This window comes from Paludibaculum fermentans (genome assembly GCF_015277775.1).
Lineage (GTDB): Bacteria > Acidobacteriota > Terriglobia > Bryobacterales > Bryobacteraceae > Paludibaculum > Paludibaculum fermentans.
Window position 1 is genome coordinate 5,217,743 of the sequence record NZ_CP063849.1, and the last position, 26,220, is coordinate 5,243,962.

17 protein-coding genes are annotated in these 26,220 nt (G+C 63.6%); 11 read left to right on the forward strand and 6 right to left on the reverse strand.

Features of this window, described 5'->3' with window-relative positions:
• The first annotated feature begins 1 nt into the window (after window position 1).
• The 8 genes from IRI77_RS20465 (at window position 2) to IRI77_RS20500 (ending at window position 9,558) form a co-directional block, all read left to right on the forward strand.
• Window positions 2–1,189, forward strand: coding sequence for a glycosyltransferase (locus tag IRI77_RS20465; RefSeq protein ID WP_194446882.1), 1,188 nt, complete (start codon window positions 2–4; stop codon window positions 1,187–1,189).
• Window positions 1,190–1,475: 286 nt separating this feature from the next.
• Window positions 1,476–2,381: a glycosyltransferase family 4 protein gene (locus IRI77_RS20470; RefSeq protein WP_194446883.1), complete on the forward strand. Its 906-nt coding sequence runs from the start codon at window positions 1,476–1,478 to the stop codon at window positions 2,379–2,381.
• Window positions 2,378–3,415 carry an STELLO glycosyltransferase family protein gene (locus tag IRI77_RS20475; protein ID WP_194446884.1) on the forward strand — a complete coding sequence of 346 codons (1,038 nt, stop codon included), beginning with the start codon at window positions 2,378–2,380 and terminating at the stop codon, window positions 3,413–3,415. The genes IRI77_RS20470 and IRI77_RS20475 overlap by 4 nt, the downstream gene beginning before the upstream one ends.
• 13 nt (window positions 3,416–3,428) lie before the next feature.
• Complete coding sequence (locus tag IRI77_RS20480) at window positions 3,429–4,691, forward strand: acyltransferase family protein (RefSeq protein WP_194446885.1); 1,263 nt, start codon at window positions 3,429–3,431, stop codon at window positions 4,689–4,691.
• Between the two features lie 191 nt (window positions 4,692–4,882).
• Complete coding sequence (locus IRI77_RS20485) at window positions 4,883–6,166, forward strand: GDSL-type esterase/lipase family protein (RefSeq protein WP_194446886.1); 1,284 nt, start codon at window positions 4,883–4,885, stop codon at window positions 6,164–6,166.
• A gap of 62 nt (window positions 6,167–6,228) precedes the next feature.
• Window positions 6,229–7,020, forward strand: a complete 792-nt coding sequence (locus IRI77_RS20490) for a WecB/TagA/CpsF family glycosyltransferase (protein ID WP_194446887.1) — start codon at window positions 6,229–6,231, stop codon at window positions 7,018–7,020.
• Window positions 7,021–7,052: 32 nt separating this feature from the next.
• Entirely contained in the window at window positions 7,053–8,579 is a 1,527-nt protein-coding gene (locus IRI77_RS20495) for an exopolysaccharide biosynthesis polyprenyl glycosylphosphotransferase (RefSeq protein WP_194453941.1), read from the forward strand.
• A 613-nt stretch (window positions 8,580–9,192) separates the two neighbouring features.
• The gene (locus tag IRI77_RS20500) at window positions 9,193–9,558 is read left to right on the forward strand and encodes a VanZ family protein (protein WP_194446888.1); all 366 of its coding nucleotides are present in this window, start codon (window positions 9,193–9,195) and stop codon (window positions 9,556–9,558) included.
• A gap of 300 nt (window positions 9,559–9,858) precedes the next feature.
• Here the strand turns inward: IRI77_RS20500 and IRI77_RS20505 are convergent, their stop codons facing one another.
• Window positions 9,859–11,040 (reverse strand): IS481 family transposase, encoded by a 1,182-nt coding sequence (locus tag IRI77_RS20505; RefSeq protein ID WP_228486229.1) that lies wholly within the window; start codon window positions 11,038–11,040, stop codon window positions 9,859–9,861.
• Between the two features lie 1,532 nt (window positions 11,041–12,572).
• Here IRI77_RS20505 and IRI77_RS20510 point away from each other — a divergent pair.
• Together IRI77_RS20510 and IRI77_RS20515 are read left to right on the forward strand one after the other, a co-directional pair.
• Window positions 12,573–13,367: a TIGR03067 domain-containing protein gene (locus IRI77_RS20510; protein ID WP_194446890.1), complete on the forward strand. Its 795-nt coding sequence runs from the start codon at window positions 12,573–12,575 to the stop codon at window positions 13,365–13,367.
• A 560-nt stretch (window positions 13,368–13,927) separates the two neighbouring features.
• Complete coding sequence (locus tag IRI77_RS20515) at window positions 13,928–14,287, forward strand: VOC family protein (protein ID WP_228486230.1); 360 nt, start codon at window positions 13,928–13,930, stop codon at window positions 14,285–14,287.
• An 870-nt stretch (window positions 14,288–15,157) separates the two neighbouring features.
• On the opposite strand, the gene IRI77_RS20520 is transcribed toward IRI77_RS20515, so the two are convergent.
• From IRI77_RS20520 to IRI77_RS20530, 3 genes are all read right to left on the reverse strand, one after another.
• A complete protein-coding gene (locus IRI77_RS20520) occupies window positions 15,158–16,102 on the reverse strand; it encodes a polysaccharide biosynthesis/export family protein (RefSeq protein ID WP_194446892.1) in 945 nt (314 codons plus the stop codon).
• Between the two features lie 460 nt (window positions 16,103–16,562).
• A complete protein-coding gene (locus tag IRI77_RS20525; protein ID WP_194446893.1) occupies window positions 16,563–17,756 on the reverse strand; it encodes an O-antigen ligase family protein in 1,194 nt (397 codons plus the stop codon).
• A complete protein-coding gene (locus IRI77_RS20530) occupies window positions 17,753–18,862 on the reverse strand; it encodes a hypothetical protein (protein ID WP_194446894.1) in 1,110 nt (369 codons plus the stop codon). The genes IRI77_RS20525 and IRI77_RS20530 overlap by 4 nt, the downstream gene beginning before the upstream one ends.
• Window positions 18,863–19,168: 306 nt before the next feature.
• Here IRI77_RS20530 and IRI77_RS20535 point away from each other — a divergent pair, with 306 nt between their 5' ends.
• Complete coding sequence (locus IRI77_RS20535) at window positions 19,169–20,071, forward strand: FecR family protein (RefSeq protein ID WP_194446895.1); 903 nt, start codon at window positions 19,169–19,171, stop codon at window positions 20,069–20,071.
• Window positions 20,072–20,170: 99 nt separating this feature from the next.
• Here IRI77_RS20535 and IRI77_RS20540 read toward each other — a convergent pair whose 3' ends face one another.
• Window positions 20,171–21,577 carry a glutamate synthase subunit beta gene (locus IRI77_RS20540; RefSeq protein WP_194446896.1) on the reverse strand — a complete coding sequence of 469 codons (1,407 nt, stop codon included), beginning with the start codon at window positions 21,575–21,577 and terminating at the stop codon, window positions 20,171–20,173.
• A gap of 41 nt (window positions 21,578–21,618) precedes the next feature.
• Window positions 21,619–26,214, reverse strand: a complete 4,596-nt coding sequence (gltB, locus tag IRI77_RS20545) for a glutamate synthase large subunit (RefSeq protein ID WP_194446897.1) — start codon at window positions 26,212–26,214, stop codon at window positions 21,619–21,621.
• Window positions 26,215–26,220: the final 6 nt, after the last annotated feature.

Here is a 26,220-nt window from a genome sequence, read left to right on the forward strand (position 1 = left end):
CATGCGCATTCTCCTTGCTCACTCGTTCTACCGGGCACGCGGAGGCGAGGATGTCGTCTTCGAGGCGGAGACCCACCTCTTGCAGCATCACGGTCATCAGGTATTCTGCCTCGCCACCCAGAACAAGGACTTCGAGATTCTGGGCACGGCCGGACGGCTGTCGTCGATGATCTGGAATCGAGGCATCTATCAGCAGACGAGGCAATTGGTGGAGGCCAACCGCATCGAGGTGGTTCACGTTCACAACACCTTCCCTGCGATGTCTCCATCCATCATCCGGGCCGCAAAATCCAAGGGGGCCGCGGTAGTTCAGACCCTTCACAACTACCGGATCTTCTGCCCGGCCGCTACGTTTCTTCGAAACGGAATCAAGTGCGAAGAATGTCTCGACTCTCCGATGATGTGGCCCGCTATCCGTCACCGTTGCTACCAGCAAAGCACAGCCGCAACAGCGGCAATCGCGGCCGTGTATGCCTTGCACCGGGCCGCTGGCACATGGCAAAAGCAAGTCGACCGCTTCATTGCCCTTTCTGACTGGATGAAGACCAGAGTGGTGGCGGCAGGGCTGCCGGCGGCGAAGGTTGCCGTCAAACGCCACTTCGTTGAGAACGCAAGCCCGAATCTTGACCGACAGAGAGCCGGTGCCTTGTTCGTCGGGCGCTTGACTGAGGAGAAGGGTCTCCGCATCCTTCTGGATGCCTGGGACCGGCTACCATCGCCTCCGCCGCTCACAATTGTGGGCGAAGGGCCTATCGCCGCTGAACTGCAGTCCACATATTCAGGCCGGGCGGAGATCCGATGGACCGGCCAGCTCGGTCGTCATGAAATCCTTCGCCTTATGGAGGAGGCCGAGTGCCTCGTCGTCCCTTCTATCCTCGACGAACCATTTGGGCTGGTAGTGATCGAGGCATACTCGGCAGGACTTCCCGTCATCGCCTCTCGCGTAGGCACCTTGCCCGAACTCGTCCTGGAAAACCAGACCGGCTTTCTATGCTCACCGGGAGATCCGGTTCAGCTGGCTGCCTCCATCACTCGAATGTTCTCTGATTCGACACCTCGCAAGGATTTCCAGCAGAGCGCGCGCGCCGCGTACGAAGGCAGATATCAACCCGAAACGAATCACCAGTTGCTCATGGACATCTATCACGACGCTTTGGAGGGGCAGCGATCACGTCGCGTGGCAATCTAGCAGCGGCGTCCGCTATTACTTTCCATGAAGGCTCCGGTGACCTGAAATGATCTGCGTTTCCCATCCCCAAGGCGAACCAAGAAACCCACGCTGCTGGTCCGGAACACCCAGCAACATCGTCCGCGCCCTGGAATCGCTGGGACTTCCAGTGCAAACGGCCAACCTCGCCTCAACTAACCTCTGGAAAGGCCTCCACTTTGCCGCCGCGACACTCCAGGGCCTTGGACGGGACTTCCACCGCGCTCGGCTCTCCCGGTCTGCCGCCTTTCGCAAACTGGAAAGATCCATGGCCGGCACGGGGTGCAGCCGCGCCCTGCATATGACGACACTTTCGATGCCCGGCAGCAGCAGCAATTCCAGCTTCCAGCACTACGTCTACATCGACTCCACCTATGCGCTCCAGCGGGCCCAACGCCCCGCCGCCGACCCGCCGCACGCGCAAGACCTGTTTGACGCACTCGAAAGAGAAACATTCCAGCAGGCCCGGCACATCTTCACGGTAGGCGAGTACGTCCGCGACAACGTCATCGCTCACTACGGGATCGATCCGGCACGAGTCACCGCCGCGGGCACCGGTCGAGGCAAGATCGCCCCCTTCCATGGACCGAAGAACTTCGACCAGGCCCCAATCCTGTTTGTCGCCAAGGAACGCTTCGTGGAAAAGGGCGGGCTTCTACTCCTTGAGGCCTTCCGGACGGCTCACGCCAGGAACCCGCGCCTCCGCTTGGTCATGGTCGCCCCACCTGAGTTTCGCGGCCCCATCGAGGGCACGCCCGGAGTCCAGTTCCGTACCGCCTTGCCCTGGTCCGAACTGGAGTCCTTGTTTCAGCAGGCGGCCCTGTTCGCCATGCCCGCGCTCTACGAACCATGGGGCCTCGTCTACCTCGAAGCACTCGCGTGCCGCTGCCCCGTACTGGGGATGCGCCGCAATGCCATGCCGGAACTCACCGGAAATGGGAAATTCGGATTTTTGATCCAGGAACCCACCGCCCAGGCTGTCTCTGAGGGCTTAGTGGATGCCTTCAGCAACGCCGATCGGCTGCGGCGCATGGGAGAGGCGGGCCAGACGGAATGTCTTCGCCGTTACACCTGGGAGAGAACAGCGGAGCGGATTGCACGCGTCATGGGTCTGCCTGGGGCCCCCGCCCAGCCCGCGTTCACGAATCATCGATCGAAGGAATTTACTGCATGAATAACGCCCGGTGGATTGTCGTGACCACCATCAATCCGCCCACCGAAACGGTGCGGCGTCTCGCGGAGCTGTGCCCTGAATGGCAGATCCTCGTAGTCGGCGACCGGAAGACGCCGCCCGATTGGCACTACCCTGGTGTTCGTTTCCTCAGCGTCGACGAGCAAAAGACCTTGCCCTTCGCCCTGGCCGAGCGCTCACCCTTCAATCACTACGCCCGCAAAAATCTGGGGTACCTCTACGCCATCGCGCACGGGGCGGAAGTTCTGCTCGAAACGGACGACGACAATATCCCCTACGACTGGTATCCGGGCGCTGTCAGCCCGGCAATCGTCGCCCGGAGTGTCGAGTCGGCCGGCTGGCAGAACGTCTATCGTCACTTCTCTTCGGCGCGAATTTGGCCTCGTGGATTTCCGCTGGAGTTCGTCAACGAGAGCCTTCGCACGGACTGCGCGCTCTCTCCCCCTTTTGAACAGACCTGCGCGATCCAACAGTTCCTCGCCGACGAGAACCCCGACGTGGACGCAGTCTACCGGCTCACAACCGAAGGCGACATCTTCTTCCGCGGCGAAGACGTAGTGCTCGGCTCCGGCTCCTGGTGCCCCTTCAACTCGCAGAACACACTCTGGTGGCCGCAGGCATTCACCTACCTCTATCTACCCTGCAGCGCCACATTCCGCATGACCGACATCTGGCGCTCGTTTGTCGCCCAGGCCTGCCTCTTCGCGTCCGGAGGGCGGCTGGCCTTCCGCGGCGCCAATATGTTCCAGCGCCGCAACGATCACAGCCTCATCCGGGACTTTGCGGATGAAGTAAGTGGCTACCTGAACAACGTTGCGATTATGGATAAGCTCAGCCGCCTGCCCCTCGCCGGCATCGACCCGGCAGCTCAGCTCGACGCCTGCTATGAGCAGATGACGGCCTCCGGCTACCTCCGCCCCGAAGAACTGGACCTGGCCCGGCTTTGGCTCGCCGATTTGCAGTCCGCGCGGATCCAGGCGCAGTCTGCCAAACCGTCATTACCTCTCATCGCATGACTGTTTGTCTCCAATGAACACCGAACCGACACGCTATTCGCAGGCGCTCAATGCCCTGCGATTCTTCGCCGCAATGTGGATTGTCTTTGCACATTTCGGCATTCGGCCGCTCGGCGCACTCGGCCTGCCCGCCGCGTTCCTGGACCTCCTGCAAACGAGGTCGATTGCGACATCTTTCTTTTTCCTTCTCTCCGGCTTCCTGCTGACACAGTCCCTCTACGGGAAAAGGGTCCGCATCCGCTCCTTCCTGACCCGGCGCATCACGAAGCTCTACCCCGTACATGCGCTCTGTTTCCTGGCCATGGTCCCCACCGCCTTCATCGGGCTGGATAGGATTCGCGGGGAGGACGTCGCGGTGCACAGCCTCCTGTGGCTCACAATGGTCCATGGCTTCTTCCCGAAGGTCCAGCTCCTCTACAACTCTCCCGCTTGGGCGGTCACGAGCTTTGCTTTGGGCTACGGCGCAATCCTGTGGACGCGCCGCTGGACCCGCTGGAGCACCGCCGCCCTGCTCGCTGCAATGGGGCTCTTCTGGATCATCGACCTGGCTCCGAATCTGTGGCTGGTGACGCACTTCAGGCAATCGTTCCAATACTCTTTTCCCGGTGACCCGGCGGTCCATGTCGCCCCCGAGCTCGACCAGGCGACTTCGTTCATTCACGCGTTCCCGCCCCTTCGAATCCTGGAGGTGATGTTCGGCTCAGTTTTGGCTCTTCTCGCGAATCGAGTGCAGCCGGCGGACAAGCCACACTGGTGGGCTGGCGACTCGTTTCTGGCTGCGTCGGGACTGGCGACAGCGATCTTTCTCTCTGTCATGGGCAGCAGTTTCACCACACGGTTTCTGGCCGGCCATGCCCTGTTCCTGCCACTGTTGGCCGTGCTCGTTCTCGGCGTCTGGTTCAACCGCGGCAACCTGGAACGCCTGCTTTCGAACCCCCTGCTGCAGTTGGGCGGCAGCAGTTCCATGTTGATCTACTTCGGCCATTGGCCCGCATGTTGGGGCATCATCTGGTTCGCACAGAAGTTCGGAGGGCTGTCCGCCAGGCAGACCATGGAGAGCCCAATGGTCTTCCTCATCATGCTGGCCGGCTCCATCCTGCCTGCATTGCTTCTCCAGCGCCCCTATGATAAGTTCTGCGGCGATATTGCCAGACGGCTGGGCGCCTACTGGATCCCGGCCTCGATGGTGACCCCGCTGCCGGCGGAATCGTCCGCGGCCCGGCGCTCGACCTCGGAATCGGCGTCCGCGGCAAGACTGACAGGAGAGATCGTCTAGGAGGAGTGCAGGCATTGTCCCGTGAGAGCTTCGCCGCTGTATATCGGCAGCTAAGGCTGTTCTGTCTGGTCCTGTCGGCCGCCGGCCTTGCCCGGGGAACCTCACCTGTTCCCGTTTCCGCGGAACCCGCCCAGCAGCCCTCGTGTTCACTCTCTTCCTTCGCCTCAAACTGGATCGCCCAGGCCCCACCAGTGGCTGGCACCCGGAAAGTAGTCGTACTCGGCTCTTCGAGTGCGGCCGGAGTCGGCGCCACCCGCTACGAGCTCTCCTGGGTGGGCTTGCTCACCTCGGAACTTCGCAACCGCGGCTTCGAGGTCGTCAACAGTTCCATCAGCGGCAGCGGCACCAGCACCTCGCTGGCTCGCTTCGACTCCGACGTGACGCCCCAGCAACCAGACTTCGTGGTCCTCGCCACCTCCATCTTCAACGAAGGGTTCGTGAATGCACCGCAAGCCGCCTGGTCCCGCTACATCGCCAACACCCGGGAACTCATCCGCAGGACGCGGGAACTCGGCGCCATCCCCATCGTCGTTGGCATGTACCCGAGCGATTTCTATACCGCAACCAACATCGCCTTGATCTCTCAGCTATACCGGACGGAGGAAACTCTGGGCGTCCCCATGTGGGATTTCTGGAGTATCGTTTCGGACCCCACGGGCAATTGGCTGCCCGGCCTGACTCGGGATGGCCTGCATCCCACCGATGCCGGACACAGCTACTTCTTCAACTCGATCCCTCTTTCCTTGTTCGATATCGCCTACCGCCCATCCCAGGAAGACATGGAAAGCACCCCCGGCTCCTGGCAGACGCCAACCGCGGGTGAGGGCTTGGAGTTGGGGCGAATCGACATCGCGCTCGACCGCGCCAGCGACTCCTGGACCTCGGCCGCCTGGATCCAGGACGCGGGAGAGAACGAATGGCGTGTCTATCTGCGCTTCGGTTCTGACCAGGGCGAACGCTATCGGCTCGAACGCCACGCCACGAACCTGGTTCTGAGGGAAGGCGAATCGGAAACGCTCCTGGTGCCCGTCACGGTTGGACCAGGCCGGACTTGGCGCCATGTCGCCGTCTCTTACCAGTTCGCGACTCGGAGCCTGCGTGTCTACCTGGATGGTCTCCTCGTTGGGCAGTACCAAACGGCCCAGCCCGAACCGATGTCCCGTTTCGAATTCGGCAGCGGTTGCCTGAATTGCTCCTTCAGCGATCTGGCCGTGTACAGATCGAACCTCGACTCGGATCAGCTCGCGCAAATCATGACGGGTCTGATCCCCCGGCGATCGCTTGAGTTCTGGGCGCCGCTTCGGGAACTCAACCTGCTGCCCCGCAATTTGGCCCGTACGAATCCCTCTTTGAGCGTGTCAGGCGCCTGGCAATATCAATCGGGCGAGGCCCCGGCTCTCTGCGGGCGCGACAATACACAGCAGCAGTCGCCAGCTCGGGGTTCGGAACCGTCTGGCGCGGGATTCAACCGCTAACTTATTTTTGGCCATACCGTGGCGCTCTCCTTCGACAGAGCAAAAGTTTGAACGCAACAGCCATGCGCAACGTCGCTCCAATCACCGTAGGCCCGGCGAGCCGGCTCATCCTGGGCATGCGCGTCGACGCTACCTCCTATGCCAGCGCCGCCGGCCAGGTGGTCGCCTGGGCGAACGCAGCCGAGTCCAGGTACGTCGTCTTCTCCACCGTCAATAACGTGATGGAGGCATTCGACTGCCCCGATTATCGTGCCATCGTAAATGGCGCGGACCTCGTTACGCCCGACGGCATGCCGCTGGTCTGGGGCCTCAAATGGCTAGGCCTTCGCGCGGCGACCCGAGTCTATGGACCCGACTTCACGGCTCTGGCCCTCGGCCTGGCCGCTGGTGGGAAAATCCCCGTTGGATTCTATGGAGCAAGCCAACAGGTCCTGGATGCTCTGCTTCGCTCCGTCCGGAGCCGGCACCCTGACCTCGACATCGCCTACTCCTACGCTCCGCCGTTCCGCCCGCTCACTCCGCAGGAAGACGAGGCCGTCGTTCAGGCAATTTCCACCTCCGGTTGCCGGATCCTATTCGTGGGACTCAGCTCGCCCAAGCAGGACGTCTGGATGGCCCAGCACCGCGGCCGTATCCCCGCTGTCATGCTCGGCGTCGGCGCCGCCTTCGACTTCCTCTCCGGCACGAAACCCCAGGCCCCCCGCTGGATGATGCGCCTCGGGCTCGAATGGCTCTTCCGCCTCGCCTCCGAACCGCGCCGCCTCTGGAAACGCTATCTGAAGTACAATCCGCGCTTCGTCGCCCTTTTCGCTTTACAATTGCTTGGTTGGCAGCGGGGCGAACAAAGCAGCTGAGATTCCTGGCTGCGCTCCGACACAAACTTGTTGTGCATACAGCCCGCCCCAGTCATGCCGGCCTCCCCGCCGGTCCGCCCGCGGACTCCGATCTGCCCCTCGGAGGCGCCCTGCCACGGCTCGACGCGGATTCCTCGTCCTCTCGCCCCCAGGTCCGCGCCTCCGGCCGCGTGCGCGCCACCTGGGCCATCCTCCTCGCCGACCTCGCGGCCCTCGAGCTCTCCCTCTTCCTCGGCTACTCCCTCCGCATCTTCCTCCTCCCCTGGTTCCCCCAGGAGTTCCAGCCCCAGCACTACAAAGGCCTCGCCCTCGGCGTCCTCGTCATCCCCCTGGTCTACTTCCTCCTCGATCTCTACCCCGGCTATGGCATGAATCCGGCCGAGCGCCTCCGCAAACGCGTCCAGGCCACCTTCGTCGTCTTCAGCCTCCTCCTCGCCTGGGACTACCTCGTCCAGGGCCACCAGTGGTCCCGCGGCATCGTCCTCTGCACCGGCCTCTTCGCCTTCATCCTGCCCGCCCTCTTCGACGAAATCGCCCGCCACTTCCTCTCCAACGCCGGCGTCATGGGCATCCCCGTCCTCGTCCTGGGAGGAGGCAAGACCGGCCGCCACATCATCCGCCACCTCCTCGAAAACCCCGGCCTCGGCCTCCGCCCCGCCGCCATCCTCGACGATGATCCGGCCCTGGAGGAAACCCGCATCTTTGGCGTGCCTGTCGCCGGAACACTCGACGAAGCGCCCCGCTTCAGCAGCACCATCGAGACAATCATCGTCGCGCTGCCCGGCATGGACGAAGGCCGTCAGTCGAAGCTCATCCAGAAACTGCCCTTCTCCCACGTCATCGTCGTCCCCAACCTCCAGGGCATTCAGAGCCTGTGGGTCACCCCGCGCGATCTGGGCGGCATCCTCGGGCTCGAGGTCAACAAGAACCTCCTCATGCGGTCCAACCACACCATGAAGCGGTGTATGGACCTCGTCATCGCCTGGCCGCTTCTCCTCTTCGCCATCCCGCTCATCGCTCTTTCCGCGCTGCTCCTCAAGCTGCTCAGCCCCGGCCCCGTCTTCTTCCGCCAGCCGCGCGCCGGCAAGAGCGGCCGCCTGTTCAGCATGCTCAAGCTCCGCACCATGCACCCCAACTCCGAGCAGCTCCTGCGGGAACATCTCGCCCGCAACCCCGATGAGCAAACCAGTTGGGCCAGGTACTTCAAACTCAAGTCGGACCCGCGCATCATCCCCTGGCTGGGCTCCCTGCTCCGCCGCTTCAGCCTCGATGAACTCCCGCAGCTCTGGCACGTCATCCGGGGCGAGATGAGTCTCGTCGGCCCGCGCCCCTTCCCCGCCTACCATCTAGACGCCTTCCCCCCGGAATTCCGGGGTCTCCGGGCCAGTGTGACACCCGGCCTCACCGGCCTCTGGCAAGTCTCGGCCAGAAGCGATGGCGACATCGACGTCCAGGAAATCCTGGACTCCTACTACATCCGCAACTGGTCCCCCTGGCTCGACCTCCACATCCTGATCCGCACCTTCCGGGTAGTAGTCCTAGGCCGAGGCGCCTACTAACCCCACCTGCAAGCAACCAGACCCACCAGAGTCAACCCGAACCGCCCGCATCAACCCCAGCCGCGAAGGTCCATCCGAACCGCAAGTGCGAACAGCGCTGCGAGTGTGAACAGCGCGGCGAGTGTGAACAGAGCCGCGAGTGTCAACGAGCGGGGGAGTCACCGTAAGGCCCCAACCAACCCCAAAGAGGAATCCGGGAGCCCCACCCCGCAATCCCGCCGCAAACTGCCAACCAGCCCGCCGCCACTCAGAGCCGCCAGCGTCCGTCCGAGCCGCCAGTCCGAACAGAGCCGCGAGTGTCAACGAGCGGGGGAGTCACCGTAAGGCCCCAACCAACCAACTCCCAAAGGGGATCTCCGCCCCCCACCTCGTAATCTCACCGCAAACGCCACTCAGAGCCGCCAGCGTCCGTCCGAGCCGCCAGTGCGAACAGAGCCGCGAGTGTCAACGAGCGGGGGAATCACCGTAAGGCCCCAACCCCAAATAGGAATCCGGAAGCCCCCCAGCACACCAGCCCGGAAATCATCCAAACTGGAATCAGCCCCATGCTCACCTCGCGCCGCAAAAGAGCAAGTGCCCATCCCTCCGGGCACGTCCAGCTGAAACGCCCAGCATGACCTCGAAGCAACGACGTCTCCTCTGGGCCCTTTGGATCTTCCTCGGCCTGCTAGGCACCGCCTACTCCCTCCTCCCCGGCCCCCTAGCCTCGCAAATCCGTGAGGGGGGCTCCGCCGACCACGCCATCGCCTTCACAGCCTGGGGCCTCCTGGGAGGCATCGTCGCCCGCAGGCATCAAGTCCTACCGACGGCGATCGCGATGCTGGCAGTAGGCATCTTCATAGAGTTGGCCCAGAGGGCCATCCCCGGCCGCGCCAGCGAGTGGATCGACCTCTTCGAGGACTGTTCCGGCATCCTCCTGGGCATGGGGGCAGTGCTCCTCTACCACCGGTTCCGTCCGGCAAGGCCCACGCCCGAATAACCCGCCGCAGGCCCTGCCCAAACCCACCGGGGCCCATCCAGCCCCAAGCCCGAATCTGCCCGAGCCCCAACCAGCCCAACGCCACCCCCTGTACGGCCGCGGACATGGGTGACAATCTGGTCTACCGACATGGGTAACAGTCGTCGCGGGGGCTTGTCTGATCGCCTTTCGCGATTCTAGCCGGATTCGTACGCCTGTGGAAATGTGGGAATCGCGTAGCGATTTCCAAGCGCGGTGGGAAGCGAGGGAATCCTGTTTTTGGATTTCCTCGCTTTCCACGGTGCGTCATTTCCATGGGCCTTACTCAGCGGCCGGCACCGCCGCGGATTCGTCGTCCTGTTGCTCCAGCGCCTTCGGCTTCTTCCTCATAAACCGATTACGCTCTATGTCCAGCCAGCCGAGCAACAGCATGCCGTAGAACACTTCGAAATAGCGATCGTCAACCTGCCGCAGTCCAAGCAACTGACGCGCAAAGATCTCGCTGATGAAAATCCTCTGATCCTTGTAGTAGAGATCTCCGTGATTCTGGATCCGTCGTAGCACGAGCCCTGCCGGGTACTCCACCTCCGGGATCCGACGTGGCATCGGGCGCAACGACGGCTGATAGTGTTTTGCCGGCGTATCGTAGTCCAGGGCTTCATGGGGCCGCTGCTCGTTGTAGATCCTTTGAAAGTCGTGAAATCGCTTCTGCTGCTGGCGCGGGTTGGCCGCCGGCGGATTCAGCGTGTCCTGTTTCAACGTCCGATGCATGCGCTCGTGGCGGCCGTTTTCCTGCGGTGAGGCCGGTGCTGTGCGCTCCGGCAGAATGCCCAGCCGAACCCAGCGCATCGACAACCGACTGAGTCCGCCAGGCGCCCGCGTCGAAAACGGCGTGCCATTGTCCGTACGAATCACCTCCGGCAGACCGTACTCTCGAAACGCCGCCTCGAAGATCGCAGCCGCATGCTTTCCATCCGTCTTCGGCGTAATTTGGCAGCGCAGCAAGTACCTGCTGTGGGCGTCCGTGATGGTCAATGGATCGCAACGCACGCCATCACCTGTACGGAACCAACCCTTGAAGTCCGCGCACCACGTCCGATTGGGTCCATCCACGGACGCAAAGGGCTGCCCGAAGGGCGGCGTCCGCAAGCGTCGCTTTCGTGTGACACTCAGACCCGCTCTTTTCAGGATCATGGCGATGGTGCTGGGCGCCGGCCAGTGCTTCCTCTCCGGCTCCGCCTCGGCCAACTTCCTCAATAGCTTGCGCGGGCCCCAGTTCCACTTCCGCCGCTCAGCCAGGATGCGCTCTATGACTTCCTGACTGACTTCCTGCGGGCTGGTATGAGGCGCCCGGCTGCGGTCCTGCAAACCGGCCACGCCTTCCTCCTCTCGACGCTTGATCCACTTGTGGACCGTCTTTCTCGATACGCCATAGGCTTCCGCCAGTGCGGTCACGGTCTCGCCTTCGTCGTACTCCTGCAATAGTTGAACCCGTTGGTCCATTGCTCTGGTCTCCTTCCACGGCATCGACACTCATCGTGCCGTACCGATAAGGCGGATCAGATCTCTTGCGCCGCTGATCTGTGTTACCGATGTCGCCGGTCCACCACCAGTCCCGGAGCGCAGCGACGGGCTACCCGCGCGTCATTGATTGAGCAAGCCGCGCCCTCGCGCCTCCTCTCCCGGTCCGTCCCCTGGGTTGACCACCCAACATCACAAACCCGCATCAACCCGAACCGCCACCCCCAGCATTACCCCCGTCGGAGCCGCAGGCGAAGGCGGGGGCCCGCCCCAACCCAGCAACCACCCGAAGACCAACCCAAACCATCCCAGCAACGTGCGGCCAGGCACCAAGTCCAATCTCGGAAGCGCAACACACGCGTCCACCCACCCCGCACCGCAGCGACGGGCTACCCGCGAGTCATCGATAGCGCGGGCCGCGCCCCCGCGCCTCCTCGCCTGGTCCGTCCCCTGGGTCGACCACCCAGCATCACAAACCCGCATCAACCCGAACCGCCACCCCCAGCATTACCCCCGTCGGAGCCGCAGGCGAAGGCGGGGGCCCGCCCCAACCCAGCAACCGCCCGAAGACCAACCCAAACCATCCCAGCAGCGTGCGGCCAGGCGCCAAGTCCAATCTCGGAAGCGCAACACACTCGTCCACCCGCCCCGTACCGCAGCGACGGCGGGGGCCCGCCCCAACCCAGCAACCACCCGAAGACCAACCCAAACCATCCCAGCAACGTGCGGCCAGGCACCAAGTCCAATCTCGGAAGCGCAACACACGCGTCCACCCACCCCGCACCGCAGCGACGGGCTACCCGCGAGTCATCGATAGCGCGGGCCGCGCCCCCGCGCCTCCTCGCCTGGTCCGTCCCCTGGGTCGACCACCCAGCATCACAAACCCGCATCAACCCGAACCGCCACCCCCAGCATTACCCCCGTCGGAGCCGCAGGCGAAGGCGGGGGCCCGCCCCAACCCAGCAACCGCCCGAAGACCAACCCAAACCATCCCAGCAGCGTGCGGCCAGGCGCCAAGTCCAATCTCGGAAGCGCAACACACTCGTCCACCCGCCCCGTACCGCAGCGACGGGCTACACACGCGTCCTCAACCCAAACGATCCCAACAGCCTCCCCCACCCAGCCCCATCAACCCGAAAAGCCTCCCCCCAGCCTTACCCCCGTCGGAGCCGCAGGCGAAGGCGGGGGCCCGCCCCAACCCAGCGACAATCCGAACCCCAACCCAAACCATCCCAACAGCCTCCGCCCACCCAGCCCCAACCACCACAACGGCTCCCCCAGCCTTACCCCCGTCAGAGCCGCAGGCGAAGGCGGGGGCCCGCCCCAACCCAGCGGCAATCCGAACCTCAACCCAAACCATCCCAACAACCTCCCCTCACCCAACCGCCACAACCACCACAGCCGCCCCCTCGAACCGAGCCTCCGCCCACCTCCATCCGCCCACCTCCACCTTGAAAAACCGCCCGGACCCTGGCATAGTAATCCAGCCCCACCCAATCACTGGAAATCACCCAATGCCGCAGGACCTCGACCACCTCCAGGGCACCTGGCTCGTCACCTCCCTCGAACTCGACGGCCAGAGCCTGCCCGAAAGCCTCCACGCCGAGGCGCGCATCACCGTCACCGGCCCTCGCTTCCAAAGCACCGGCATGGGAGCCGTCTACGAAGGCACCCTCCGTCTCGACGAAACCCAGACGCCCGCCCATCTCGACATGCACTTCGAGGCCGGTCCGGAAACTGGCAACACGAACCTCGCCATCTACGAACTCGCTGGAGCCACCTGGCGTCTCTGCCTCGCCACCCGAGGCAACACCCGACCCACGTCCTTCGCGACAACCCCAGGCAGCGGCATCGCCCTGGAAACCCTCACGAGAGACACACCAGGCGCATCCGCCAGACAACCAGCCGAAGCCACCCCCGTCCCCGAACCGAGCCCCTCCGCCGGAGAGCCCGTCACGGAGCTCGGCGGCAAATGGACCATGGTCTCCGGCATCGTCGACGGCAAGCAGTTGGACCCCTCCACGGCCGGCTTCGTCAAACGCGTCACGCAAGGCAGCAAAACGACGATCTCCGCCGGCCCCCAGACCATGCTGCAGTTTGAGTTCACAGCCGATCCCTCCGCCAGTCCGAAGGCCATCGACTACCGCCACACAGCCGGCCCCATCAAGGGCAAAACCCAGCTCGGAATCTACGAATTCGAGGGCGCTCTCCTCCGGATCCACATGGCCGCGGCAGGAGAAGCAAGACCCACGGAATTCACCCCGCCGCCAGGCAGCAAATCCTCATTTACAATCTGGAAAAAGGCCTGACAGCCCGAGTCCGAGCCCCAGCCCCGACCCAGGCGCGAATTCCGGGCCACACAAGCGTTCCGAGCCGCGCCCAAGCACAGAGCCACCCACGAGCATTGAGCCGCCCACTCGCATTGAGCCGCGCACGTAAGTAAGCGGATAGCCAACCAAAAAAACCCCACCCATCTGAGAGGCGCCCCACAACCTGCCCGTCTTCAACCCAGCCCCCCCGTCCCAGGGCAGCACTGATCCGGCAAGGGGCTTCACCCCCACTGCCCCGCAAAACCGAACAACCCGTACAGAGCCGCGACGGCAAGGAGCGGGGGAGCAACGCCAAGCCCCCAGCAAACCAGCAACCCAGCAACCCAACAAACCAACCAACAAGGCGCCACCCAACCCCGACAACCACCCGCTATCCTGTGACAATAGGGGACCACGGCCACGACCACGAGCCCACCACCCCCAACCCCGACCCACAACCTCCGCCAAACACGCCAGTCGTCAACAGGGAAACCCAGGGAGAAACGCCAATGCACCCGGAATCTCAATCGGGGAACCAACCGAAAACCTCAATCGCTCCCATGCTCTCGGTCCGCCGCGGAGCCCAGGCCGTCGACTTCTACAAAGCCGCCTTCGGAGCCGTCGAGCTCTTCCGCATCGACGCCGAATCCGGAGCCGTAGTCGCTCAACTCGCGGTGGAAGGCGCCGAATTCTGGGTAGCTGACGAATCGCCGGAACACCTCAACTACAGTCCGGAGACCCTGGGCGGAGGCACGGTCCGCATGGTGCTGGTGGTGGAAAACCCGGATGCGGCCTTTGACCAGGCGGTAGCCGCCGGAGCCGCAATCATCGGGCCCGTAGCCAACCAGCACGGCTGGCGCCTGGGCCGCATAGTAGACCCCTACGGCCATCACTGGGAAATCGGCAAACCCCTCCGGTAAGCCCAAGGAAAACCCGCAACAGCCCCAAACCGCCGCAGCACCAACCGAATCGGCAGGGAACGTCCATCCCCTGTCCGACAACGCCGACAGGTCAGAATCCCACCCCAGGGGACGTTCATCCCCTGTCCTGCAACGCAAACAGGCCATAATCCCAACGCAACCCGAAGGTGGACAGGGCGGGAACGTCCCCCACCCCGCAAGGCCCCAGCCCCACACAACCCGGAGCCACCCCGTCGCCGCCCCGCAATTGAGCCGCGACCGTCAGTGAGTCCCCATGGCCCTGCGGTCCGCCAAAACGGAGGAAGTCGCACTTTGAGCCGCGAATGTAAATGAGCGGATAGCCACCGAGAAGCCCCACACCGGCAGTCTCGCGACCCTTTGCCAGGGCGTCTTCAAGGAGCAGGCCACGGACACCGCCCCCTCAACACCGCACGCACCAACCGCGACATCACCCCCGTCACGGCGCCGGAGCCCTCGTCAGAAACTGGAAAAACACCAGCACCGCCGCCAGCACAAACAGGGCAACCACCACCAACCGCCCAACCCGCTCGCCCTGCTTCCGCCGCCAGCGCGCAAATCCGCCGTTCCGTCGCGGACTACTCTTTCCGCTCGAGGACGGTCCGCCTTGATAAAACCGGTGCCGGCACTCATGGCAACGGTACGGAGTCTGGAACATCACAACACCAAACCAGTCCCGCAGTTTTCGAATGTGCGCCAAACGCACCTGGGTCCCACCGCAGGATGGGCATTGGATCGGAGGGCCTGAGTCTTCAATCAAAGTCTGTCATCCCCAACCGGGTTGTATTTGAATCCATGCAGGGATCAAGCCGCGCTACGCCGCAAAGGCTCGAACTCCTGGGTACTGCCCTGTTACCGCTTCCAAATCAGGACGCCGGACGCCGTAGCCATGCCGAACGCGACCACCTTTTCGGTCGTGCCCACCCATCGCTTACGGCCTACGTCTTCCGGGATATACAGCGTGTCTTCGGGCTCCAGCGCAAAATCCACGGCCTTGCGCTGCATGATCTTCGAGAGCTCTACCTGGATCTCGGCCTTGCCGCCCTCGTTGTCCGCCTTCCGGTACACATAGGCGAACTTCTGGGGAAACGGCGAAAGTCCTTCCGAAAGCGCCAGCGCCTTCAGCACCGTCATCTGGTTGTCCTCCTTGACAGGGAAGGCCCCCGGCTTCTTCACATTGCCGGTGACAAAGATCTTCCGTGCCTCCGGCACCCGGATCTCCTCGCCGCCATGCAGCACCAGGTTCATCTCCGGCTTCGCATTGTCGATCAGGTCTCGGACAAGAAATCTCTGCGTCAACTGCTTCTCTTCGCCCGGTTCGCCGGTCGACGACGATACCAGGATCTCGGGTCCGGCCAGTTCCGAAAGCCCCTCCGCCCGGGAAATCGCGTCGAGCAAAGTCACACGCCCCACGGACTGGAACGTAGTCGGCTTCTTGACCGCGCCCACCACCGAAACGGGACGGCTCGAATACTCGGCCACCGTCACCATCACCACCGGCTTCACCAACAATCCTTCCTTTACGAGGATTTCCGCAATCGCATTCTCCAAGGCCGAGGGCATCAGGCCCTGCGCCTGAATCCGGTCAGACACCATCGGGAGCCGGATGTAGCCTTCGGCCCCGACACGCACCGTGCGGGTCAGCTCCGGAGCGTCATACACGGAAATCGCCAGCAGGTCGTTAGGCCCGATCTTTTGTCCGGGTAGGTTGGCCAGGCCCGCATCGGTCATCGGACTCTGCGACGAACCGGGACGCGGCTGCTGCGCGCTCACAACGGAGCCAGCCGAAAGAATCACAGCCAGACATGCAACGAGCGGGATCCGCTTCATACCTATAGAGTGCGCGCGCGGCGCATTTATCGTCAAGAAAGTACGCATGACCTCAAAAAAAGAGAAGGCGAATCAATTCCGGAACGATCTCCGGCGGGTCTCCCCGCCTTTCGCGATTTATTTACTCCGTAGAATCAAGTATTTAGGAGAATCAGAACCGATAGGCGGCAAATCGTGGTGTATCGTGTCGGCGAAGACTGGCCATCATCCGGCATCAACTCGGGTGCCGCGCCGGCGGCCGCGAATGGGATCGTGTGCCGTTTTTTGAGGGAACAAACCCATTGCGGCGGTGGAGCGAGTCAATCCTCTCTCTACGAGGGATCAAAGCCATTGGGGGAGGGGATGAGGGCAATTCTCTCTGTAGGAGGGATCAAAGCCATTGAGGGGAACAAGGGCAATTCTCTCTCTGTGAGGGATCAAAGCCACCTCAGGGCAGCGGGTCCTTTCCATCCCGGACGCCGGCCGCCGCCAGCACGGCGCAACACCACAAAAAAGTATGAAATGCGGGTAACTGATGGAAGGGATAGTCCAGGGCCGCATGCACGCCCACCACCAGGAACCCGATCCCCCACACCGAGACCACGAGCCGCCGGGCGAGCACAACGAAAGCGGCCGCCACCGCCAGCAGGAACGGGAGCCCCCCTTCCGCCGCCCACTGCAGCCAGTCACAGTGCGCCTGGTTCACCACCACCCCGATATCGAAGGTGGCGAACTGCGGGTACACCATCGGCCAGGTGCCCAGGCCGAAGCCGGTCCAGGGCCGCTGCTGGATCATCTCCAGGGTCGAACGCATGATCTGCCACCGGAAGTCCTGCACCGGGTCCAGCCCGGTCAGCCGCTGCCAGAAGAAGTCCCAGCCGGCCAGGAACCCCCAAACCACCACCAGGACACCCGCCTGCCCGGCTACCAGCAGCGCACCTCGCCCCGAGATCGCCTTCCGCAGCCACCCCGCCAGCAGCACCAGTGCAATCTCCGCCAGTAAGAAGGACGCGCCGGACCGCGACGCCCCCGCCACCACCCCCGCCGCCATCACCGCCCCCAAGGTCAGGTACAACGGCGCCCGCCGCCGGTCCACCAAGGCCCGCCACAGCGCCAGCGGGAACACCACCTCGACAAACTGTGCGTACTTGTTTCGATAGACAAACGGCCCCAGGACATCGGAGTCATACCCCGTGTCGAACACCCAGAAAGCCTTGCCCTGGCTGGTGAAGACCTGCATCACGGCCACCACGGCAATCAGGGTCGCGAAGCCCAGCAGTGCGGTCCTCAACCGCGATTGGAACTCGGGATCCGGCAGGGCCTGCACCAGGAGGAACACCGCAAAGAAGACCACCGTCCACTCGACCGTGGACTCCACCGTGAACCACGGCAGCACGGTCAGCCCGGCCGACAGTTGCACAGCCCCGAAGACCGGAGGCAACGCCAGCGGGATCAGCACCTTGTCCCACCGCAGCGGGCTCTTCAGCCAGGCGTTCATCCAGAACCAGGCCAGCGACAGCAGCAGCACCCCGCCCTGGAACAGCGCCACCGCCCAGCGCTCGCGCACCCAAAGCGTCAGGATTCCAAACGCCAACAGCGCGGCCAACAGCCAGCCGGTCATCCGGGTCGTCTTCGTGATCACCAGGCGCCCCCGGCTCGCAGCCGCAAACCGCGCAGCCGCAACTCGCCTTCCACCCGCGGTTGCCCGTTCACCCGCACAATCTCCAGCGACAGCCGGCACAGCCCCGGCGGCACAGCGAAGACGGCTGTCGCCGCCCGCCACTCCTCGCTCAGCGGCAGCTCCTGCACGGCATCGGCCAGCCGCCACTGGACCCCGGCCTTCGGCTGCGAGAAGCCGCGTGTCTCATACTCAAACGTCAGGGTCCACTCATCAGCGCCCCGCAGGTAGAGATCCTGCGCCAGCAGCTCCGCCGTCTCCGGCTGGGTCCCCGAGAAGGTGAACTTGATCCCGTGCTCCGGCACACCACGCAGCGTCTCCACGCCCGTCACCGCCGGAATCTGCCAGTCGAACCCCGCCGGACGCACTGGCAACTGCAGTTCCGGGTTGACCAGCGGTTCCGCCGCGTTCGGCAGCAATTGCGCGGCCTCCAGCGACTTCCACAAGCGCCAGGCCGGTTCCGGCCGGCCGGAACCAATCAGCGCCGTCACCGCCGCCGCCACCGTCTCCACCTGCTCTATCGGCCGCGTCCCGGAGGCCTGCGCCGACCGCAGGTAAGCCGCCGCCGCCAGTTCCAGGGAATCCGGCTCCATCTGGCGCACCAGAAAGTACACAAACGCGCCCAAGGCTTTAGGGGTACCGGGAATGATCGACTTCAGCAGCTCCTCATCTGTAGCGCCGGCATGACGGCAAAGCAGGAACAGCGCGCCCGGATCCGCATACGACCGCAGCATCGCTGCCTGCGCCCACCGGAATGTCTCGCCCTGCCGGTTGTGCCGCGCATAGAAGTTGGCGAGCGACCACCGCGGCAGCCAAAGGTGATTAAATTGTTCGGCTTGCAGCAGCAGCCGCTCCGCCTCCTGGACCGATCCGCTCAGCTCCGCCGAAATCGCCGCCTGCGTGAGCGAAAGGTCCCGCCGCGGGTTGACGGCGATAGCCTGGCGCCAGGCGTCGAGCGACGGCTGCCCGTCTTCTTCCAGCTTCTGTGCCAACCGGATCCGGTACAGGTCGTTGCCCGGATCAGCCGCCGCGGCGGCGTGCATTTCTGCCGGAGTTCGCGCCTTATTCATGAGATATTCGGCCCACCCTCGCCACCAAATTGGCAGCAGGCAGAGGCTGATGCAAACTGTCGCTAAGACAGCAGCCAGTATGTGCCGAAGAGCAGAAACGGGACTTGAAGTTGAGTCGACCATGGCAACCGGCGGAAGACGCAGTGCGCTGAGCTCATCGCGATTCTATCACTTCAAGTGCACCTAACTAGTTGAGACGGAAGATATTTATGCGGCAGTTTCTCCTTGCAAGCCCCGCGTGTTTTCAGTAGTCTGGTGTGGGGGATTCGGTCGCGGTTGAATCTAGCAACGAAGGGCTGGAGTGAAGTGACGAGATACAACAAGAAGTTCATCCTATTCGCCGTGCTTTCAATGACTTTCCTGCTTACGGCGCAGGCTGGCAGCAATGTCATCGGCATGGCTGTGTCGAATGGACAGATGCAGGTCGACCGCTCCGCGGTGACCGGCAATGCCAATTTGGTGGAGGGATCGAGCCTGAAAACGAATGCGGACCCCAGCCGCATTCAGTTGAGCAATGGCAGCCGCGCCACGTTAGCCGCGAACAGCGAAGCTCAGGTCTTCGCCGACCATCTGGTACTGCAGAGGGGCTCAAGCCTCGTTGCTTCCCCGTCATACCGCCTGCAAACCAATGGCTTGATCGTCACCGGAGCCCAGGCGCAAGTGGCATTGAAGGGCGGAGTGGTGAATGTGACCGCCGTGAACGGAACCGTGAGTGTTCGTTCGATGGAGGGCGTGATGCTCGCCAGCGTCAAACCCGGCACCGCGCTGGAACTCACCCCCGGCAGCGGCAGCAACTCTACGTCAACCATGACCGGCACGTTGCGCCAGGAGAGCGGAAAGTTCCTCCTGAAGGATCAGGTCACCAACCTCGACGTCGAACTGCGAGGCAGTAATCTAAAGAACGAAATCGGCCACGCGATCGAAGTCACAGGAAAAGCAACGTCCACGCCGAATCGCGACAGCCAGATCCTGGAAGTCGCCAGCCTGAACCGGCTGGAAGAACCCGGCCAGAGCGGGGGCGCCCGGCCCACCTCCGGCAGCGACGGCAAACCCGAGAAGAAGCCCGCCGGCGGCACAGGCGGCAGCGGGAGCGGGAGCGGAAGCGGCTCCGGAACCGGCATGAGCCATGGAGCCAAGGTCGCCCTGATCGTGGCGGTCGTGGGCGGCGGAGCCGGCGCAGGCATCGCCTTCGCGACCATGTCGCGCTAATAACCCCAATACCTTCAACAGAAAAGCCCCTGGCCTCGCGGCTCAGGGGCTTTTCCTTTAGTGGCGATCTTCCTCTACTCTTGTAGTGGCGATCTTGCTCTACTCTTGCAGGTACTGACTGATGCCTTCGGCCGCTTTGCGGCCCTCGGCCATGGCCCAAACCACCAGCGACTGGCCGCGGCGCATATCGCCGGCGGTGAAGACGCCCGGCACGGAGGTCATGTAGTTTTCGTCGGCCTTCACGTTGCCCCGGTTGTCCAGTTCGACGCCCAGTTGCTCGATCAGGCCATTCTTGACCGGTCCGACAAACCCCATGGCCAGCAGGACGAGTTCGGCCGCGAACTCCTCTTCGGAGCCGGGGATCGGTTCGAACTTCGGGGCCGGCCCGACCTTCACGGCTTTGAGCGCCCGCACGTTGCCGTTCTCGTCGCCCAGGAACTCGGTGGTCAGGATGGCCCAGTGGCGCTGTCCACCCTCTTCGTGGGACGACTCTTCGCGCAGCATGAGCGGCCACAACGGCCAGGGTGTCGAACCGGAGCGTTCGGCGGGCGGCATGGGCATGATCTCGAACTGGCGGATGGACTTGGCCTTGTGACGGTGGGAGGTGCCCAGGCAGTCGGCGCCGGTGTCGCCGCCGCCGATGATGATGACATTCTTGCCTTCGGCCGAGATCCACTGCTCGTCCGGCACGCTGTCACCGGCGTTCCGCTTGTTGTTGAGGGGCAGGTACTCCATGGCGAAGTGGACGCCCTTCAACTGGCGGCCGGGCACTTTCAGGTCGCGTGGGGCTTCCGCGCCGCCGGCGAGCAGGACGGCATGGAACTCCTTGCGGAGATCCTTGACGCTGATGTCCACTCCAATGTGGGCGTTGGTCTTGAACGTCACACCCTCCGCCTTCATCTGCTCCATCCGGCGGTCGATGTGGTGCTTCTCCATCTTGAAATCGGGGATTCCATAACGGAGCAGGCCGCCGATGCGGTCGGCCTTTTCAAAGACGGTGACCAGGTGGCCGGCACGCGCCAGTTGCTGCGCGGCGGCTAGTCCGGCGGGACCGGAACCGACGACGGCGACGCGTTTGCCTGTGCGCTCGGTCGGGGTTTCGGGCTTGATCCAACCTTCGTTCCAAGCGTGATCGATGATCGCCCGCTCGATGGTCTTGATGGCCACCGGCGGCTCATTGATGCCAAGCACGCAGGCGGATTCACAAGGCGCAGGGCAGATGCGGGAGGTGAATTCGGGGAAGTTGTTCGTGGAATGCAGCGCACGAATGGCTTCCTTCCAGCGGCCCCGGTAGGCGAGATCGTTCCAATCGGGGATCAGGTTGGTGAGCGGGCAGCCGGTGTGGCAAAACGGCACGCCGCAGTCCATGCAGCGGGCGCCCTGGAGCTTCGTCTTATCTTCCGGCAGAGGCTGATAGACCTCGAACCAGTCGTTCAGGCGCTCAGCGACGGGCCGGCGGCCGATCGTCTCGCGCTGGAATTCCAAAAATCCGGTCACTTTACCCATGGGACGCCTCCAGGCAGTAGTTTCGATCGGGGAACACTGTCTTACGCACGGGCCACCTCCGAGGGGTTGGCGTCGACGGGACGCCGGAGCGTGACCTTCGGCATATCCGCGGTGCGCGGCGCGCCCATGACGCGCTTGTATTCGTGGGGGAAGACCTTGACGAACTTGGGCAGCATGGCATACCAGTTCTCGAGGATCCACTTGGCCCGCGGGGAGCCGGTGAGCTGGTGGTGCTTTTCGACGAGATGGCGCACCATGTCGACATCGTGCGACTCGGTCATGGGATCGAGGTCGACGCTCGTCGTGTTGCAGAGGCGCGAGCGGAACTCGCCATTCATATCCAGCACGTAAGCGATGCCGCCCGACATGCCCGCCGCGAAGTTTTTGCCCGTTTTGCCGAGCACGACGACGAGCCCCTTGGTCATGTATTCGCAACCGTGGTCGCCGACACCTTCGACAACGGCGGTGGCGCCGGAGTTGCGGACCGCGAAGCGTTCGCCGGCCATGCCGTTGAAGAAGGCCTCGCCGGTGGTGGCGCCGTAGAGCACCACGTTGCCGATGAGGATGTTGTCCTCGGGAATGAAGGTGGAATTGCGCGGTGGGTAGACCACGATGCGGCCGCCGGACAGGCCTTTGCCGACATAGTCGTTGGCGTCGCCTTCCAGGGTGAGGGTCACGCCGTTCGCAAGGAAGGCGCCGAAACTCTGACCGGCCGAGCCGGTGAAGTTGAACTTGATGGTGTCGTCAGGAAGTCCGGCGGAGCCGTACTTCTTGGCGATGGCTCCGGAGAGCATGGCGCCGACGGTGCGATGGACATTCTTGACCGGCAGCTTGAACTCGACGGGGGTGCCGTGGTCGATAGCGTCGACGGCATGCTCAATGAGCTTGTAGTCGAGAGCCTCCTCGATGCCGTGGTCCTGCTTGGTGGTGCAGCGGCGGGCCACACGGCTGGGGGCCGGCGGGTTATAGAAGATCGAGGAAAGGTCGATGCCCTTGGCCTTCCAGTGGTCGAGCGCCTGGCGCATTTCCAGACGGTCGACGCGGCCGACCATCTCGTCGACGGTGCGGAAGCCGAGGCGGGCCATGATCTGGCGCATCTCTTCAGCGATGAAGAAGAAGAAGTTGATGACCGCCTCGGGCGTGCCGGTGAACTTCGCACGCAGTTTGGGGTCCTGGGTGGCGATGCCCACGGGGCAGGTGTTGAGGTGGCACTTGCGCATCATGATGCAGCCCATGGCGATGAGCGGCATGGTGGAGAAGCCGAACTCCTCGGCGCCCAGAAGGGCGGCGATGGCGACATCGCGGCCCGTCTGGAGCTTGCCGTCGGTCTGCACGCGGATGCGGGAGCGCAGGTCGTTCATGACCAGCACCTGCTGGGTTTCGGCGAGGCCGAGTTCCCAGGGGGCGCCGGCGTGTTTGATGGACGTCAGCGGGCTGGCGCCGGTGCCGCCCGTGTCGCCGGAGATGAGGACAACGTCGGCGTGCGCCTTGGAGACGCCGGCGGCGACGGTGCCGACCCCGACTTCGGCGACGAGTTTCACCGAGATGCGGGCTTCCGGATTGACGTTCTTGAGGTCGTAGATGAGCTGCGCCAGATCCTCAATGGAGTAGATGTCGTGGTGCGGCGGCGGCGAGATGAGGCCGACACCGGGGGTGGAGTGGCGGACTCGGGCGATGACCTCGTCCACCTTGTGGCCGGGCAACTGGCCGCCTTCGCCGGGCTTAGCGCCCTGGGCGATCTTGATCTGGAGCTCGTCGGCGTTGACCAAGTAGTTGGCCGTGACGCCGAAGCGGCCGGAGGCCACCTGTTTGATGGCGGAGCGGCGCCAGTCGCCGTTGGCATCGTGCTCGAAGCGGGCTTCGTCTTCGCCGCCTTCGCCGGTGTTGGACTTGCCGCCCATGCGGTTCATGGCGATGGCGAGTGTTTCGTGGGCCTCGCGGGAGATGGAGCCATAGCTCATGGCGCCGGAGGCGAAGCGTTTGACGATCTCCTTGGCCGGCTCGACGGCATCGATGGGGAGGGGCTGGGCCGCCCACTTGAACTCCATCAAGCCGCGCAGGGTGGCCAGTTGCTTGTTCTGGCCGTTGATGTGCTCAGCGTACTCCTGGTAGTTGGCGTAGCTGTTGTTGTTGACGGCGTGCTGGAGCTTGGAAACCGTGAGTGAGTTGATGAGGTGGTACTCGCCCCGGGTGCGCACGTGATAGGCGCCGCCGACATCCAGTTCCGTCTCCGAGTCGGAGAGCGGGGTGAACGCAAACTTGTGCTTGCGGCTCGCCTCTTCCGAAATGACGTCGAGGCCGATGCCTTCAATGCGGGAAGAGGTCCCGGTGAAGTACTTGTCGATGAGCGACTTGCTGAGACCCACAGCTTCAAAGACCTGGGCGCCGCGGTAGCTCTGCAAGGTGGAGATGCCCATCTTGGAGAAGATCTTGAGCAATCCCTTATTGATGGCCTTCTTGTAGTTCTTGAGGGCCTTCTCGAAGGTGACGCCGGGCGGCAGGTAGCCGCGCTTGTCGAGGTTCTCGAGGGTCTCGATGGCGAGGTAAGGGTTGATGGCCGAAGCACCGTAGCCGATGAGCAGGGCGAAGTGCATGGTCTCGCGCGGCTCGCCGGACTCGATGATGAGGCAGACCTGGGTGCGGGTGCCTTCGCGGACGAGGTGGTTGTGGACGGCGCTGAGCGCGAGCAGCGAGGGGATGGGCGCGAGTTCCTCATCCACACCGCGGTCCGACAGGATCAGCACGGTGTAGCCGTTCTTGATCGCGAGGGAGGCGCGGCGGCAGAGGCCGCTGAGGGCGCGCTCGAGTTCCTTGCCGCCGCCTTCCACGCGGTAGAGCATGGGCAACGTGGTGGCCAGGAATTCGCCCCAGCTCACACGGCGGAGCTTCTCGAGGTCGTAGTTCGTGAGAATGGGGTGGTCGAGGCGCAGGGTGTGGGCATGCTGCGCCGTCTCGGCCAGGATGTTGCGCTCCGTGCCGATGTAGGACGTGAGCGACATGACCAGTTCTTCGCGAATAGGGTCGATGGGCGGATTGGTGACCTGGGCGAAGAGCTGTTTGAAGTAGTGGAACAGGGGCTGCGGCTTGTCGGAAAGACAGGCGAGCGGCGTATCGGTGCCCATGGAGCCCACGGGCTCCTGGCCCTGTTCGGCCATGGGGATGAGGATCTTGCTGAGGTCCTCTTCGGTGTAGCCGAAGGCGCGCTGGCGCATGAGGACAGTGTCGTGGTCGGACTCATGCACGCGAGCCGGGGCGGGCAGGCTGTCGAGGCGGATCTGCTGATCCTCGATCCACTTGCCGTAGGGCTGGCGTTCCCACAGGGTGCGTTTGATCTCTTCGTCGGGGACGATGCGGCCCTGGGTGGTGTCGACGAACAGCATCCTGCCAGGCTGCAGGCGGCCCTTATACTCGACGTCTTCCGGCTTGACCGGCAGGACGCCGGTCTCGGAGGACATGATGAGCAGGCCGTCCTTGGTGACCATGTAGCGGGCGGGGCGGAGGCCGTTGCGGTCGAGGGTGGCGCCGATGACGCGGCCATCGGTGAACGCAACCGCGGCGGGGCCGTCCCAAGGCTCCATGAGCGACGCGTGGTATTCGTAGAACGCGCGCTTCTCGGGGTTCATGGTCTTGTCGGCGTCCCAGGCTTCCGGGATGAGCATGGCCATGACGTGCGGCAGAGAGCGGCCGGCCAGGGTGAGCAGCTCAATGACATTGTCGAGCGTGGCGGAATCCGATCCGCCGGGCTGAACCACGGGCAGCAGTTTCTTGATGTCGGGCCCGAAGAGCGGCGATTCGAGAATCGGCTGGCGGGCGGCCATCCAGGCGGCGTTGCCGCGCACGGTGTTGATCTCACCGTTGTGGCAGATGTAGCGGAACGGGTGGGCGAGCTGCCAGGTGGGGAACGTGTTGGTGGAGAAGCGCTGGTGCACCATGCAGAGCGCGCTCATGCAGGTGGGGTCGGAGAGATCGCTGTAGAAGCGGGAGATCTGCGGCGCGAGCAGCAGTCCCTTGTAGACGATCGTGCGGGACGAGAGCGACGGGATGCTGAAGAAGCCCTTGTCGCGGACGTCCTCTGACTCGGCGATCTCCTTCTCAATGCGCTTGCGGACGACGTACAGTTTGCGTTCGAGTTCGTCCTGATCCATGCCGACGGCGCGGCGGATGAAGATCTGTTCGATGTAGGGCTGAGAGGCGCGCGCGACGCGGCCGATGGCTTCGATATCGATGGGCGTATCACGCCAGCCGAGGAATTCGAGGCCCTCTTCTCGGACAATGCGTTCGATGATTCCTTCGACGAGGAGACGCTGTTGCGGCTCGACAGGCAGGAAGACGAGACCTGCGCCATACTCCCCCGGCGCGGGCAGAGTGAAGCCGAGGCCGGCGCACTCCTTGAGGAAGAATTCATGCGGGATCTGAATGATGAGGCCCGCGCCGTCGCCGGTATCCGGATCGCAACCACATGCGCCACGGTGGGTCAGATTCAATAAGATCTGAATACCTTTGAGGATGATGTCGTGGGACTTAACACCTTTAATATTGACTACGAAGCCGATACCGCAGGCGTCGTGCTCGTTCCTGGGATCATAGAGGCCGGCGGGCGCCGGTAATCCGGTGGGTTGATAGTCTTCGGGCTGCATGGTGGC